The organism is Aeromonas sp. QDB11 (assembly GCF_027705265.1).
Lineage (GTDB): Bacteria > Pseudomonadota > Gammaproteobacteria > Enterobacterales > Aeromonadaceae > Aeromonas > Aeromonas allosaccharophila.
The window spans coordinates 89335-104758 of sequence record NZ_JAPDBM010000001.1; the positions used below are offsets into that span (position 1 = coordinate 89335).

At 58.1% G+C, this 15424-nt stretch carries 16 protein-coding genes; 6 read left to right on the forward strand and 10 right to left on the reverse strand.

Annotation, left to right across the window (positions count from 1 at the left end; translation table 11 throughout):
- Window positions 1-297 precede the first annotated feature (297 nt).
- Window positions 298-915, reverse strand: coding sequence for a c-type cytochrome (locus OKC40_RS00445; RefSeq protein ID WP_270793807.1), 618 nt, complete (start codon window positions 913-915; stop codon window positions 298-300).
- 142 nt (window positions 916-1057) lie between these two features.
- Here OKC40_RS00445 and yihA point away from each other — a divergent pair, with 142 nt between their 5' ends.
- The gene (gene yihA / locus OKC40_RS00450) at window positions 1058-1714 is read left to right on the forward strand and encodes a ribosome biogenesis GTP-binding protein YihA/YsxC (protein ID WP_270793808.1); all 657 of its coding nucleotides are present in this window, start codon (window positions 1058-1060) and stop codon (window positions 1712-1714) included.
- Between the two features lie 776 nt (window positions 1715-2490).
- Here yihA and OKC40_RS00455 read toward each other — a convergent pair.
- The 9 genes from OKC40_RS00455 to OKC40_RS00495 form a co-directional block, all read right to left on the reverse strand.
- On the reverse strand, window positions 2491-2751 hold the full coding sequence (locus tag OKC40_RS00455; protein WP_197928448.1) for a DUF1488 domain-containing protein: 261 nt from the start codon (window positions 2749-2751) through the stop codon (window positions 2491-2493).
- Window positions 2748-3569, reverse strand: coding sequence for a shikimate dehydrogenase (gene aroE, locus OKC40_RS00460; protein WP_213392451.1), 822 nt, complete (start codon window positions 3567-3569; stop codon window positions 2748-2750). The genes OKC40_RS00455 and aroE overlap by 4 nt, the downstream gene beginning before the upstream one ends.
- Before the next feature lie 103 nt (window positions 3570-3672).
- Entirely contained in the window at window positions 3673-4581 is a 909-nt protein-coding gene (hemF, locus tag OKC40_RS00465; RefSeq protein ID WP_213392452.1) for an oxygen-dependent coproporphyrinogen oxidase, read from the reverse strand.
- 112 nt (window positions 4582-4693) lie between these two features.
- Window positions 4694-5254 carry a Sua5/YciO/YrdC/YwlC family protein gene (locus OKC40_RS00470; RefSeq protein WP_213392453.1) on the reverse strand — a complete coding sequence of 187 codons (561 nt, stop codon included), beginning with the start codon at window positions 5252-5254 and terminating at the stop codon, window positions 4694-4696.
- 135 nt (window positions 5255-5389) lie between these two features.
- Complete coding sequence (purE, locus tag OKC40_RS00475) at window positions 5390-5893, reverse strand: 5-(carboxyamino)imidazole ribonucleotide mutase (RefSeq protein ID WP_042062405.1); 504 nt, start codon at window positions 5891-5893, stop codon at window positions 5390-5392.
- A 74-nt stretch (window positions 5894-5967) separates the two neighbouring features.
- Window positions 5968-6525, reverse strand: a complete 558-nt coding sequence (locus tag OKC40_RS00480; protein WP_042054851.1) for a DNA topoisomerase family protein — start codon at window positions 6523-6525, stop codon at window positions 5968-5970.
- A gap of 55 nt (window positions 6526-6580) precedes the next feature.
- Window positions 6581-7054: a DUF494 family protein gene (locus OKC40_RS00485; RefSeq protein ID WP_042062407.1), complete on the reverse strand. Its 474-nt coding sequence runs from the start codon at window positions 7052-7054 to the stop codon at window positions 6581-6583.
- Entirely contained in the window at window positions 7047-8162 is a 1116-nt protein-coding gene (dprA, locus tag OKC40_RS00490; protein ID WP_270793809.1) for a DNA-processing protein DprA, read from the reverse strand. Before dprA ends, OKC40_RS00485 begins: the two co-directional genes overlap by 8 nt.
- Window position 8163: 1 nt before the next feature.
- The gene (locus tag OKC40_RS00495; RefSeq protein ID WP_270793810.1) at window positions 8164-9255 is read right to left on the reverse strand and encodes a LysM peptidoglycan-binding domain-containing protein; all 1092 of its coding nucleotides are present in this window, start codon (window positions 9253-9255) and stop codon (window positions 8164-8166) included.
- A 108-nt stretch (window positions 9256-9363) separates the two neighbouring features.
- Here OKC40_RS00495 and def point away from each other — a divergent pair, with 108 nt between their 5' ends.
- The 5 genes from def (at window position 9364) to OKC40_RS00520 (ending at window position 15176) form a co-directional block, all read left to right on the forward strand.
- The gene (def, locus tag OKC40_RS00500) at window positions 9364-9876 is read left to right on the forward strand and encodes a peptide deformylase (protein ID WP_042062412.1); all 513 of its coding nucleotides are present in this window, start codon (window positions 9364-9366) and stop codon (window positions 9874-9876) included.
- A gap of 12 nt (window positions 9877-9888) precedes the next feature.
- Window positions 9889-10833, forward strand: a complete 945-nt coding sequence (fmt, locus tag OKC40_RS00505; protein WP_270793811.1) for a methionyl-tRNA formyltransferase — start codon at window positions 9889-9891, stop codon at window positions 10831-10833.
- A gap of 55 nt (window positions 10834-10888) precedes the next feature.
- A complete protein-coding gene (gene rsmB / locus OKC40_RS00510) occupies window positions 10889-12181 on the forward strand; it encodes a 16S rRNA (cytosine(967)-C(5))-methyltransferase RsmB (RefSeq protein ID WP_270793812.1) in 1293 nt (430 codons plus the stop codon).
- Window positions 12182-12260: 79 nt separating this feature from the next.
- Window positions 12261-13637 carry a Trk system potassium transporter TrkA gene (gene trkA / locus OKC40_RS00515; protein WP_042062417.1) on the forward strand — a complete coding sequence of 459 codons (1377 nt, stop codon included), beginning with the start codon at window positions 12261-12263 and terminating at the stop codon, window positions 13635-13637.
- Window positions 13638-13733: 96 nt separating this feature from the next.
- The gene (locus OKC40_RS00520; protein ID WP_042657333.1) at window positions 13734-15176 is read left to right on the forward strand and encodes a TrkH family potassium uptake protein; all 1443 of its coding nucleotides are present in this window, start codon (window positions 13734-13736) and stop codon (window positions 15174-15176) included.
- Window positions 15177-15424: the final 248 nt, after the last annotated feature.

A 15424-nucleotide genomic window follows, 5' to 3' on the forward strand; every position in this document is an offset into this window, starting at 1 on the left:
TGTGAAACCACCACCCAATCCGTGGGTGAATCCATTGAGCCTACTGTATCAACTCTATAAAACGGCTCAATCCACCCAAAAGATTCTCAACATCTCGAAAAATATCAATATTCACATAATCAATTGATAAGTAATGAATATTTAATATTTTATGCAATTTTATGAGCCTTGGCCTGCCTTGAGAATGGGAGATCTCTTACAGAACGGGGGGATTAAACCGAGAATTATCTGAAAACCATAAAAACAACGGGGAGCAAAGGCTCCCCGTTTCAAATCGAATCGACCGTATCGACTATATCAGTGCAGACCCGCCACATATTTGGAGAGGGCTTCGATATCCTGATCAGTCAGTTTCTTGGCAACGTCCCGCATCATGCCATTCGGATCGTTGTCACGTGTCCCGGCACGGAATGCGGTGAGCTGAGCCTTGATATAGGCAGGATGCTGGCCGGACAGGCTTGGATACTTCGCCTGTTCGACACCCGAGCCACGGGGGCCATGGCAAGCCGTACAGGCTGCCAGACCGCGACTCATGTCACCGCCCATATAGAGTGCCTTGCCCGCGTCGACCACGTCGTCAGGGACCGCGACCGGGGTAACCTTCAGGCCGGAGAAGTAAGCCGCCAGGTCATCCATGTCCTGTTCCGACAAAGGTAACGCCATCGGCCCCATCACTGGCGCAACCCGGCCAATTTGACCAGAAGCGGCAGCCTTCAGTTCAACTAACTGCTTTTTGATATATGATGCGTGCTGACCAGCAATTTTGGGGTACATATCAACCAGGCTGTTTCCGTCCGGTCCATGACAAGCCGCACAAACGGCAGCCTTGGTCTGTCCCGCAGCGGCATCGCCCTTGGCTTGTGCCATCCCCGTTACGCCAACCATCAGAGCAAGAGTAATGACTAGGTTCTTCATGGCGTTCCAACTTTTCGTTATTAGGCTTCCAGATCCCATGCCGCTGAAGGCATGTTAAAATAAACGCGTTTAAGCGACGCTATTTTACACCATTTTACAAAAAAGTAACTCTATAACCCTCTATCTCCATGGGGAATTTACGTTGGATACACAAACTCTGAATTTCAATAAGGTGCATTTTGTGACCAGCGCACCCGACATCCGTCACCTGCCAAATGATGGGGGTGTCGAGATCGCGTTTGCCGGCCGTTCCAACGCCGGTAAGTCATCTGCATTGAACACCTTAACCAAACACAAGAACCTGGCGCGTACCAGTAAGACACCGGGTCGTACCCAGCTGATCAACCTGTTTGAGCTGGAACCGGGCAAGCGTCTGGTCGACTTGCCGGGTTATGGTTATGCGCAAGTTCCGCTGGAAATGAAGCTCAAGTGGCAAAAGTCACTGGCAGAGTATCTGCAGCGCCGTGAGTCATTGAAAGGCCTGGTGATCCTGATGGACATCCGCCACCCGCTCAAAGATACCGACATGAACATGCTGGAGTGGAGCTCACACCGTCAGTTGCCCGTCATGCTGTTGCTGACCAAGGCTGACAAACTGAGTCCGGGTCCGCGCAACAACCAGGTGATCAAGGTGCGCCAGGCCGTTGCCAACCTAGGCTCCCAGATCCAGGTTGAAGCGTTCTCCTCCCTCACCAACATCGGTGTGGAGAAGCTGGCGCAAACCCTGAGCGAATGGTACGTCAGTGGTGACGATACCGACCTGCTGGACGCTGACGAACAGCAACCTGTCGAGGAGTAATCCACTCCTCGCTTTCCTTGCAATTGGCGGAGCACTCCTCCGCTGATTGAAAGGGTTTCAGATTGCCGCTTTCACCTGCCTCACGACAAACACCCCGCATTCGCCTCCCCAGTTATATCCATTACCGCTTACAGTTCATATAGATAGATCGTTAATTCATTGTGGGAATTAACTTAAGGAGGCGTTGATAGCGTTTTCAAATCTTTTCTTTCAAAACGAACCAGAATTACAAAAAGAGACCAAAATGAAATTTAATTACAAGATCTAACCGAGAGGGATAAAAATGAGGCCGGACGACAGTGATGCCATCCAGCCTGAAATAATAAGTTCAAAAAATTGGGAAGAAGCTGAATCTTGAGTACCAGACGACAGGTATTCCTCAAGAATCAGCCTCATTCTATCAAATACATCGCCAATTTAAAGCATTTACTCTAAATACCGCGCATAAAAAAACACCCCGACGAGAACCTCATCGGGGCAGCTATTCAGCCACATTCAATTACGTGAAATAAAAGGTCTGAAAGATAGAACATCTTACCTCTGTACCCTACGCAGACAACTGTACAGCAAAGCAGCAGAAAGTGAAAGTAATTTATGTAATTTAGTTTCACAACTTATTGCTTAAGAAAAAATCTTTTATTTTCATGCAGATAAAAAAATCCCCAGTACGAATACCGGGGAGTTATAAAGGTGACTAGCTAGCACTTCCTCAACTATCTAGTTAGTCAGCGCCATTCCAAAGTAGTTCCGCTACAAAACAAAAAAACTTTGAAAAATCAGAGATAGATAGCACCATCCTCAGCAAACTCTTGTTCTTCAATGAGTTTTTCAGCCATGTCTTCAATATCAAAGCGCACGCTTTCGAAGGCCCTGACGATGTCATCCTCCCTCGTCAGCGCCAGACCGGTCATTTTCTCCAGTCGCCGCTGGCTGATGTAACAATCTATCAGTGCCCCCATCTGCTGGGCGGGAAAGCGAACCCGCTGTTCGCCAGCCTGCCACTCCATCAGATCGGGAAACAGAATACCTTGGTTCATATCACCCCCAAGTTACGCTTCAATTCTCTCAATACCTGTTTAGTCCCGGGACGAATTCCGCGCCACACGGTAAACGCTTCGGCGGCCTGTTCCACCAGCATGCCGAGTCCATCCATGGTTTGGCGGGCTCCCTGCTGTTTGGCCCAACTAATAAACGCCGTATCCGATGAGCCATACATCATGTCGTAGATGGCAATATCGGTGTGGATCAGGGCGGGAGCCAACGGCGGCAGCTCCCCTTGCAGGCTGGCGGAGGTAGAGTTGATGACGAGATCGAACGGCCCTGCCAGCTGCTCATAGGTCTGGGCGGTCACGGGCCCCAGATCGCAGAATTCGGCAGCCAGCTGCTGCGCTTTTGCGTGGGTGCGGTTGGTGACCACCAGCTCGCTCGGCAGCTCGGCCAGCAGCGGCGCCAATGCACCGCGAGCCGCCCCGCCGGCACCCAGCAGCAGGATCCGGCTATCCGCCAGCGTCACACCATGAGACTTGAGATCGGCAACCAATCCGGCGCCATCGGTATTATCCCCCAGCAACACGCCATCATCGGTCAGCTTGATGGTATTGACCGCGCCCGCCCGCTTGGCCCTCGGGCTCAACCGATCGACCAGGGTAAATGCCTGCTCCTTGAAGGGAACGGTGACATTGCACCCCTTGCCCCCTTGGGCAAAAAAGGCCCGCAGGGCGTGGGCAAACTCGTCGACGGCGGGTTCAGCCAGCCCATACTCCAGCTCTTGCTGGGTCTGTCTGGCAAACAGGGTATGAATGAAGGGGGACTTGCTGTGGCGCACCGGGTGGCCAAAAACCAGATAACGATCCATCAAAGAGTTCCATCAGAGGGCAATATTCTGATTTAACGGGTTTTCGCACTCGGGAACAAGCCGAATATCGGCCAGCAAAAAGGGGCCATCATGGCCCCTCGAGTCACAGCCACTCTCGCGGTGTGAGGTAATCGGTGTAGAGCAAGGCTTCAGGAGTGCCCGCTTCCGGCTGCCAGTCATACTCCCAACGTGCCAGCGGTGGCATCGACATCAGGATCGACTCGGTACGTCCGCCGGTCTGCAGCCCGAACAGGGTGCCCCGGTCATACACCAGATTGAACTCCACATAACGACCGCGACGATAGAGCTGGAACTCCCGCTCCCGCTCGCCATAGGGCAGCGCCCTGCGTCGTTCGATGATCGGCAGGTAGGCATCGAGATATCCCCGACCGACCGCCTGCATAAAGGCAAAGCAGTCGGCAAAAGGCCAGCGATTCAGATCGTCGAAGAAGAGGCCGCCTACCCCCCGTGTCTCATTGCGATGCTTGAGGAAGAAGTAGCGATCGCACCAGGATTTGAACTCGGGGTAGATCTCATCACCGAACGGCAGGCAGAGATCACGGGAGACCTGATGCCAGTGCTGCACATCCTCGGCAAATGGGTAGAAGGGCGTCAAATCGAAGCCACCGCCAAACCACCAGATCGGCTCTTCGCCTTCCTTCTCGGCGATGAAGAAACGGACGTTAGCGTGGCTGGTCGGCACATAGGGGTTGTGCGGATGGATCACCAGCGATACTCCCATCGCCTCGAACTTGCGACCGGCCAACTCGGGGCGATGTGCTGTAGCAGAGGCAGGCATGGCATCGCCATAGACATGGGAGAAGTTGACGCCCCCCTGCTCGATCACCGCGCCATGGCGCAGCACGCGGGTACGACCGCCGCCACCGCCTTCACGGCTCCAGGCATCTTCCACAAAGTGTCCACTGCCGTCGGCCTGCTCCAGACCACGGCAGATCTCGTCCTGCAACTGCAACAGGAAGGCCTTGACCTGGGCCACATCCGGTTTGCTCATCTTGTCTCCAGTCAGGCAGGATCGTGAACGCCCTGTCCATTTTTATAGTTGAATCAATCCGCTGAGCGGTGAGCTCACCGCTCAGCGGATTGAGGATGACGTATCCGCCCGCTCAGGAGGGGCGAATAATGGCGCCGGTACGGGCGTCCTTGATCTCGGATGGGTTGGCTTGACCACCCACTTCACCGGGCAGGATATAGGCCAGCTTGCTTGCCAGCCGCTCACCAATATCGGCGACCCGACGGGCGGGCTCCTCACCGGTAAGGTTGGCGCTGGTAGAGACCAGCGGCTTGCCAAAGGCGCGGCACAACGCCTGCACCTGAGGATGAGCGGTCACGCGCACAGCCAGGGTCTCGAACTGCCCAGTCAGCCAGGCCGGCGTCGTCGCGCGGGCAGGCATGATCCAGGTAAAAGGGCCGGGCCAGCTGGCTTCAACCCGAGCCAACTGCTCACCGCCAAGCTGACTCAGATCGATGTAATCCTGCAATTGCGCCATGTCGGCGGCAATCAGGATCAGCCCCTTCTCCACCGGACGCTGCTTGATGGCCAGCAGTCGCTGCACCGCAGCTTCGGAGTCGGGATCACAACCCAGACCAAACACGGCCTCAGTCGCATAAGCAATCACCCCTTCCAGCTGGAGGGCGGCGACTGCCTGTTCAAATTCATTTGGCATAGGAAAAATGCGGCAGCCAGGCTGCCGCCTCGTCACTTAGTAGCAAGTTGAATTCGTACGGCGGCGACCATGACAAAGTGACGTTTTGCTGTAGCACAGGAAAAATACGACACATCCGGATCGCCACCCGTTCACTTACTTGAGTTGAGCCTGCAGGGCGGCATCCTTGGCCATCACCTCTTCGGCATTCTTCTGGCGTTCGGCCCGAACCTTGGCCGCCAGTTCATCATCGGCTACTGCCAGCATCTGGGCTGCCAGATAACCTGCGTTCTTGGCACCGGCTTTGCCGATCGCCACGGTCGCCACCGGTACACCACCCGGCATCTGCACGGTGGAGAGCAGTGCATCCAGCCCCTTGAGCGGGCCGCCATCGATGGGCACCCCAATCACGGGACGAGTCGTGATGCCGGCTACGGCACCCGCCAGATGCGCCGCCAGACCGGCAGCACAGATAAAGACCTTGCAGCCACGGGCCTCGGCATCGGTCACATACTGATGGGTCGCAGCCGGCGTGCGGTGCGCGGAGGTGACTTTGACTTCCACTGCGATATCAAATGACTTGAGCACCTCAAGGGTGGTCTGCATCACGGGGAAATCAGAATCAGAGCCCATCAATACGGCAACAAAGGGTTTAATCATGGTGGGAATTTCCTTACTCCAAGTGGGGGGTTGAAGTTCGCCGAAAACGTTTCAATCCGGTTGCGGCGGCGGGATTATACCTGCTCACTTTGGTGGCCGCATTTCTTTTGCGGACAGACCCAACGCAGCGTTCCCCTCACTTTTTTCTCAACCATGATGCCCCAGCCGCACGCGGGACAAGGCATGGGGATCGGCTTGTCGTTCACCACGTATTTGCAATGGGGATAGCCATCACAGGAGTAAAACTGCTTGCCGTAGCGGGAGGTGCGGCTCACCAGATGACCCTTGCCACACTCGGGGCAGAGGATCTGGGTATCGTCGCTCTCCTGCAGGGATTCGATATGCTGACAGGCCGGATATTGGGTGCAACCGACAAACAGACCGTAACGCCCCTTCTTGATCGCCAGCGGCTGTCCGCAATCGGGACAGGCAGAGCCTTCGAGCACCTTTTCGATGTCACGGCCAGATGGCGTCAGGGAGCGAATGTAATCACAGGCAGGATAGGCAGAACAGCCGAGAAAAGGGCCATGTTTGCCCTGGCGGATCACCAGCTCGGCCCCGCACTGCGGGCACGGCTCGCGCTCGAAGGCATGTTCGTGGGCTGAAAAGAGATGATGATCGATTTTTGACATGGGCCGCGCCTTGAAATCCAGATGGTCTGAATTCTACCAGCGCGGCACCGGACTGTCAGTGAATGACGCCGTCTGACTCATCAAACACCAGCTCTTCCATCTGCTGGTAGGCATTTTCACTGCCCGGTACGTTGAACAGCACCATCATGACCACCCACTTCAGGTCATCCAGCTCGATATCCGGCTTGTCCAACTCGAGCAGACGCTCGATACAGATCTCGCGAGTTTCGGCATTCAGCACCTGGGCCTGTTCCAGAAAGAGCAGGAAGCCGCGGCACTCGGTGCTGAGGCGTGCCAGCTCTTGCGGGGCATAGATACGCATCGAGCCTTGCGCGCTGGCGGTGACATAGACCTCCCGCTCGCTATCGTGCAGATTGGCCAGCCGCTCCAGCCAATCGAGCGCCTTGTCGATTTCGGCTTTATCGAAACCGGCCCGGCTCAGCTCGTCGGTGAGCTCATCCTGCTCGACCATCACATCTGCATCGCTGTGGATGTAGGTCTCGAAAAGGTACATCAATACATCAAACATGATTCGCCCTCCTCGCTCTGACGTATCCACCGGCTACCGCCATCACTGCACCGGCCAGCTCCAGCTCTACCAACCTGCCCAATACCACTTCGACAGGAAGCTGGGCCCGCTCGGCAACGGTATCCACGCTCGTGGTCTCATAATCTACGTTATCCAACAAATCGGCATAAGGCAATTCGCTATTATGCGGTTGCTCAGATGATGTAACCGACGGATGTGGCCGTGTGACCCACTCTGGCAGCTCTTCCACTATATCGGCCGCACTCAGCACAAGTTTGGCTTCCTGCTGAATTAATCTGTTGCACCCTATCGCCTGGGCATTTTGCGGGGCGCCAGGAACCGCAAACACGTCGCGCCCCTGCTCCAGCGCATAGCGGGCGGTGATCAGCGAACCGCTCTGCTCGGTCGCCTCCACCACCAGGGTTCCCAGCGACAGACCACTGATAATACGGTTGCGACGCGGAAAATGTTCAGCCAACGGCCCTTTGTCAGGCGCCAGCTCGGAGATAAGCAAACCACCCTTTTCCAGAATCTGGCCAGCCAGCCCCTGATGACGTTTGGGATAGAGGCTATCAAGACCCGAGCCCAGCACGGCGAGGGTGATACCGCCAGCAGCCAGCGCCTGCTGATGGCAGACGCCATCGATACCAAGCGCAAGGCCCGAGGTGATGGCCAACCCGCACCCAACCAGCTCGCTACAGAGACGGGAAGCATTATCCTTGCCTGCGTAGGTGGGATGGCGCGTCCCCACCATCGCCAGCTGAGGCAGTGACAAGGCGGCGAGATCACCACGACAGTAGAGCAATAAGGGGGCAGCGGGGATCTCCCGCAGCAAAGAGGGGTAAACCGGGTGATCTTGCGGAATAAGGACGTTGCCAGGCAAAGCGGCCCAAACCAGGCTCTGCTCGACAAGCGGCGAGGGCCAACGCAGTTGCTTGATCTGCTCTGACGATAGCCCCATGCCATGCAGTTGCGCTTCATCGCACTGGAACAGGGCATCAATGCTTCCCCCAACCCGCTCCAGCAGGCGGGTTGCGGTCACCGGACCGATACCGGTAACCGCATCAAGGGTTAACCAGAGCGCCAGACGCTCGTCGGGGTAGCTCACGTCAGAAGTGAGTGACCTGATAACCCGAACTCACCATGTCGTTACTCTGCATGATGAGGCCGTAACTCACCTTGTCATACACCTTGAACAACATGACGCGGGCAATCGCTTCGGAAGGCAGTGGTGCCTTGTTATTGCTGCTATAAAACACCTTGTTGTAGACCGACGAGAACTCCTTGTACTGCACATCGCCATTTTTGGTCACCAAGGCAGCACCGGGCCGCCTGACATCCAGCACATCCCCGGCGACCAGTTGATCACGGCCACCCCGATTGATCAGCACCACATCAAACTTGCCACCGCCTCGGGTCTTGTTCGGCAAGTCGATGATATAACCCGGTGTGATAGCGGGTGCCGCCTTCGGCGTGAAGACGGCGGGCATGTTCTCCTGAGCGGGCAGCGACATCACCTTGTCGCCCTGCAGCACCTCCCGCTGATTATGAGTCAGCGTCACTTCGGTCCGGTCACCATCAAGACGCGCAACGGCCCGTACCACACCGGCAAAGATGGCCTCCTGGCCAAGTTGTTCACCGGTTTCACGATCCTTGTAGACCACCCCTGGGTGATAGATGCCATACATCTGGCCCGGTGTCAGGGAGCCCTGTACATAGAGAGTGTCCCCCTCCAGCATGCCGATATGTTTCTGGTCCGAGCCCAGCAGATAAGGCAGGGTTTTCTGCTGCTGGCTGTCTGCCAGAATATGGTCGGTTTGCAAGAAGGGGCCGATCTCGCTGATGGGCAGGGTCGGAATGGGGTTGGCCTTGTTCTCGTAACGGGTTTTCGGACCGAGACGGATAACTTGCTTGCCCCCCTGCATCGCCTTGCCGAGCCGGGGTTCACCATTGACCCAGCTCAGGTGCAGCACATCACCGGGGTAGATCCAGTGAGGATTGGCAATCTGCGGATTGATGTTCCAGAGCCGGGGCCACAGCCAGGGCTCGGAGAGATACTTGCCGGAGATATCCCACAGGGTGTCGCCTTTTTGCACCACATAGCTTTCGGGATAGCCCGCTTTTAGCCTCAGCTGGTCGGCCAGAGCGGAGTGGCTCACGGTCACCAGCAGGCAGGCGAGGATGGTTTGCTTCAGATACATAACACTCCCTGTTACTTCTGCACGCAAAGTGTTGCTGTTTTTTGTCGGCGTAAATGACTAGAATTACGCCAATATTGACTGCATTTATACGAAACTAAAGAAAAAACTATGGCCATTCTAGATGTATTGCGTTTTCCCGATGAACGCCTGCGCACTGTCGCAGCCCCTGTCGAGACCTTTACACCCGAGTTACAACAGATTGTAGATGATATGTTCGAAACCATGTATGCGGAGGAAGGCATTGGCCTGGCCGCGACTCAGGTCGACGTTCATCAACGCATCATAGTGATCGATGTCTCTGAAAACCGTGAAGATCCTCTGGTATTGATCAATCCGGAGATCATCGAGCAGTGCGGCAGCACCGGCATCGAAGAGGGTTGCCTCTCCGTGCCCGGCAGTCGTGCTCTGGTGCCACGCGCCGAACAGGTCAAAATCCGCGCCCTGGATCGCAACGGCAAGCCGTTCGAGCTGGAAGCCGACGATCTGCTCGCCATCTGCATCCAGCATGAGATGGATCATCTGGTCGGCAAGCTGTTTGTGGATTACTTGTCCCCGCTCAAGCGCCAGCGCATTCGCCAGAAGCTGGAAAAGATGGCCCGTGAAGATCGCAAAGTCCTCTGAGGATCTGCCCCATTGAATAAGCTGAAACTGATTTTTGCCGGTACTCCCGACTTCGCCGCCCGTCACCTGGCGGCGTTGTTGTCTTCCGACCACGAGGTCGTTGCCGTCTATACCCAGCCGGACAAACCCGCCGGTCGTGGTCAGAAGCTCACTGCCAGCCCGGTCAAAGAGCTGGCCCTGACCCACAATCTGCCGGTCTATCAACCGGCAACCCTGCGCAAAGAAGAGGCGCAAGCCGAACTGGCTGCTCTGGGTGCCGACCTGATGGTGGTGGTGGCCTATGGCCTGATCCTGCCCAAGGTGGTACTCGATACCCCGCGGCTGGGCTGCATCAACGTCCATGGCTCCCTGTTGCCCCGCTGGCGCGGTGCCGCACCGATCCAGCGCTCTATCTGGGCGGGCGATGCCGAAACCGGCGTCACCATCATGCAGATGGATGTGGGACTGGATACCGGCGCCATGATCCGCAAGGTAAGCTGCCCCATCGCCGCCGACGAGACCTCCTCCAGCCTCTATGACAAGCTGGCCGAGCTGGGCCCGCAGGCACTGGTCGACACCATCAATGCCATGGCCGTCGGTGAAACCGCTGCCGAGGCGCAAGATGATGCCCAGGCCAACTACGCCGAAAAGCTCTCCAAGGAAGAGGCCCGCATCGACTGGTCGATGGAGGCTGTTGCCATCGAACGCTGCATCCGTTCGTTCAACCCCTGGCCCATCAGCTGGTTTGAAGTGGCTGACCAGACGATCAAGGTATGGCAAGCCGCAGTGGTGGACAGTGACCACGGCCAGCCCGCCGGCACCCTGCTCAAGGCCGACAAACAGGGGATCGACATCGCCACCGGCAAAGGGGTACTGCGCCTGCTGACCCTGCAACCGCCCGGCAAGAAGGCCATGTCCGTTTCGGATCTGCTCAACTCTCGCCGCGACTGGTTTGAACCCGGCACGCAATTGAATTGAACTGAATTGACACAAGCGGGGCCCAGGCCCCGACTTGCGCATCTAAGGTAACTCTATGAAAACACGTGCACAGGCCGCTCTCGTTATTCAACAGGTGCTGGATCAGGGTCAATCCCTCTCCGCTGTTCTGCCTGCTGCCCAGGAGAAGGTCGCGCCTCGCGATCGCGCTCTCCTGCAAGAACTCTGCTACGGCACCCTGCGCTGGCTGCCCCGCCTCGATGCGGCAGTCAACGAGATGATGGACAAGCCGCTCAAGAACAAGAGCCGCATTTTCCACTACCTGATCCTGGTCGGTCTCTATCAGCTCATCTACACCCGCATTCCGGCTCACGCCGCGGTGGCCGAGACCGTCAACGCCGTCAAACTGCTCAAGGGCACCTCCCTGCGTGGCCTCATCAACGGCGTGCTGCGCAACTTCCAGCGCAGCGCCGAAGTCATTCTGCTGCGCATCGACCGCGTCCCCAGCATTCGCCTCGGTCATCCGGAGTGGCTCACCAAGCGCCTGCGTCAGGCCTATCACGATGAGTGGGAATTCATCATGGAGGCCAACAACCAGCGCCCCCCCATGTGGATCCGCAACAATAGCCAGCGCCAGAGCCGCGATGCCATGCTGGCTCGCATGGCCGAAATCGGCATCAATGCCGTGGCCGGTGAAGAGGGCGAGGATTGCATCCTGCTGGAGCGTCCCTGTGACGTGACCAAGCTGCCCGGCTTCGAAGTGGGTGACTGCTCGGTACAGGATGGTGCCGCACAACAGGCTGCGGCACTGCTCGACCCGCAACCGGGCGAGTGGGTGCTGGATGCCTGCGCCGCCCCCGGCGGCAAGACCGCCCACCTGCTGGAGCGTCAACCCAAGCTGGCCGGCGTAGTCGCCGTCGATGCCGACGAGAACCGCCTCAAGCGGGTGCAGGAGAACCTGGATCGCATCGGCCTGAATGCCAAAGTGATCCACGGCGATGCCGCGGCACCGGAACAGTGGTGGCCGGAGGGTCAGTTCGATCGCATCCTGCTGGATGCCCCCTGCTCCGCCACCGGCGTGATCCGCCGCCATCCCGACATCAAGTGGCTGCGCCGGGATCAGGACATTCGCGAGCTGGCCGAACTGCAACGTCGTATTCTCAATGCCCTCTGGGGCAAGCTGAAGAGCGGCGGCACCCTGCTCTACGCCACCTGCTCCGTATTGCCGGAAGAGAACCGCGAGCAGATCCGCGCCTTCCTTGCGGCGACCAAAGATGCCAAATTGGTGCCATTGCACGAACAGGACACCCCGGACTGCCCGGGTCGCCAGTTCCTGCCGGGTGAAGCCGAGATGGATGGCTTCTACTACGCCAAACTGTTCAAGCTGTGAGTCTGGCCAGCTTCTCCCGGGGTAGCCGCCATGCTGGCGGCACGCCCCTTTACTGCATCAACGTGAGTAGACGTTCCCTATGAAGATCATCATTTTGGGAGCCGGCCAGGTCGGCGGCACCCTGGCCGAGAACCTGGCCGGGGAGAACAACGACATCACCATCGTCGATACCGACAGCGAACGGCTGCGCGAGCTGCAGGACAAGTTTGACCTGCGGGTGGTCAACGGTCACGGCGCCCACCCCAGGGTGCTGCGCGAAGCGGGGGCCCAGGATGCCGACATGCTGGTTGCCGTCACCAACAGTGACGAGACCAACATGATCGCCTGTCAGGTGGCCTACTCCCTGTTCAACACCCCGAACAAGGTGGCGCGGATCCGCTCGCCCGCCTATCTGACCGAGCGGGATCGTCTGTTCCTGCCGGAATCGGTGCCGGTGGATCACCTGATCGCGCCGGAACAGCTGGTGACCGACTATGTACGTCGCCTGATCGAGTATCCGGGTGCCCTGCAGGTGGTTGATTTTGCAGGTGGTCGTGTCGGTCTGGTCGCGGTCAAGGCCTACTACGGCGGCCCGCTGGTGGGCAATGCCCTCTCCACCCTGCGCGAGCACATGCCCAACATCGAGACTCGTGTAGCGGCCATCTTCCGTCAGGGCCGTCCGATCCGTCCGCAAGGCACCACCATCATCGAAGCGGATGACGAGGTCTTCTTCGTTGCCGCCGCGGGCCATATCCGCGCCGTGATGTCGGAGCTGCAGCGCCTCGAGAGCCCTTACCGCCGTATCATGATCGTCGGTGGCGGCAACATTGGCGCCGGCCTCGCCCGCCAGCTGGAGAAGCGTTACAGCGTCAAGCTGATCGAGCGCAACCAGAAGCGGGCGGAGCAGCTCTCCGAACTGCTGGAGAACACCATCGTCTTCTGCGGCGATGCGGCGGATCAGGAGTTGCTGGCAGAGGAGCACATCGATCAGATCGACGTCTTCATCGCCGTGACCAACGAGGACGAGGCCAACATCATGTCGGCGCTGCTCGCCAAGAAGATGGGCGCCAAGAAGACCATGGTGCTGATCCAGCGCGGCGCCTACGTCGATCTGGTGCAGGGTGGTTCCATCGATATCGCCATCTCGCCGCAGCAAGCCACCATCTCGGCGCTGTTGACCCACGTGCGCCGGGCCGATATCGCCAACGTCTACAGCCTGCGCCGCGGTGCGGCCGAGGCGATCGAGGCGATCGCCCACGGCGACGAGAACACCTCCAAGGTGGTCGGCAAGACGGTGGGCGAACTCAAGCTGCCGCCGGGCACCACCATCGGTGCCGTGGTACGCGGGGATGAGGTGCTTATCGCCCACGATCGCACCAAGATCCAGCAGGATGACCACGTGGTCATGTTCCTGGTGGACAAGAAGTACATCCCGGAAGTGGAGCGGCTGTTCCAGCCAAGCCCCTTCTTCCTGTAACGTCTTCATGCGCACAGGCTGTCAAACCAGACCCGGCTCAGCTCCTCCAAGGGGATGGTCCGGGTCTTTTGTTAATCAACGACCAGGTTATCGAACATGATCAAGCTGCGTCCCATTATCTTCACCCTGGGGCTGGTGCTCTCCAAGCTGGCGCTCTTCATGTGGCTGCCCACCTTGCTGGCACTGCTCACCGGGTCAGAGGGATTTGTCGAGTTTCTCAAGTCCGTGCTGATCACCCACGGCGCCGCCCTGCTCTGCCTCCACTACGGCCGCAAGGCGGAGTTTCATCTGGGGGTGCGGGAGATGTTCCTGCTCACCACCTCGGTCTGGGTGGTGGCCTGTGCCTTCGGCGCGCTGCCCTTTGTCTTCATCACCCACATCAACTTTACCGACGCCTACTTCGAGACCATGTCGGGAGTGACCACCACGGGCTCCACCGTGCTCTCCGGCCTCGACAACATGGCTCACAGCATCCTGTTGTGGCGATCCATCCTGCAGTGGCTGGGCGGGGTCGGCTTTATCGTGATGGCGGTTGCCGTACTGCCCTACCTCAACGTCGGCGGTATGAAGCTGTTCCAGACCGAGAGCTCGGACTGGTCAGACAAAAGCGCGCCGCGGGCCAAGACGGTGGCCAACAACATCGTTGTGGTCTATCTGGTGCTCTCCATGCTCTGCTTCATGGCCTACTGGGCCAGTGGCATGAACATGTTCGAGGCGATCAACCACGCCATGACCACCCTCAGTACCGGCGGTTACTCCACCTCCGATCAATCCATGTCCCACTTCTCCAACTCGGCACACTGGATTGGCACCCTGTTCATGTTCCTTGGCGGCCTGCCCTTCCTGCTCTATGTGCAGAGCCTCAACCACAGGGACTACAGCCTGTTCAAGGATGCCCAGGTGCGCGGCTTCTTCTGGCTGGTGGTGTGGGTCACCGCCATCATGACCCTCTATCTGTGGCAGCGGGATCTGTTCAGCTTTATGGATGCCCTGCGCATCAGCTGCTTCAACATCGTCTCGGTACTCACCACCACCGGCTTCGGTCTCGGTGACTTCGGCACCTGGGGCCCGCTCGCCAGCATCGTCTTCATCGTGCTGCTGGCACTCGGTGCCTGCTCAGGCTCCACTGCGGGTGGTCTGAAGATCTTCCGGGTACAGGTGGCGTTTGCCCTGTTCAGAAAGCAGATGCGTCAGCTGATGCACCCCTCCGCCGTATTCCCGCAGAAATACAACGGCCGGACGGTCAATGACGCCATCATCCGCTCGATGATCTCCTTCGTGCTGGCCTACTTCGCCATCATTCTGGTGATCGCCGCGCTGCTGGCCGCCATCGGGCTCGACCCCCTCACCTCCATCTCCAGCTCCATCACCGCCGTCGCCAACGTCGGCCCGGGCATGGGCCCGGTGGTTGGCCCCAGCACCAACTTTGCCAGCCTGCCGGAATCAGCCAAGTGGCTGTTGTCGTTTGGCATGCTGCTGGGACGGCTGGAGATCCTGACGGTCGCCGTGCTCTTCTTCCCCTCCTTCTGGCGCCAGTAACCCCTTACTGCATGTCAGCAAAAAGCCGCCGCGTTCACCCGCTGCGGCTTTTTTATCTCAAGCATTCTCACGACTTTGCTCAGCGCTTATCAGCCCACTCATCACCCATTGCCGGATGGCCTGAACGACCTCACCTAGATGGCCAGAGCGGATCACAAGCATAAAAAAACGGACCCAAACCAGAGGTTTGGGTCCGTTTATCAGTGAACCGTCAGCAGCCGCGAGGGCTACCGAGACTCAGCGCATGG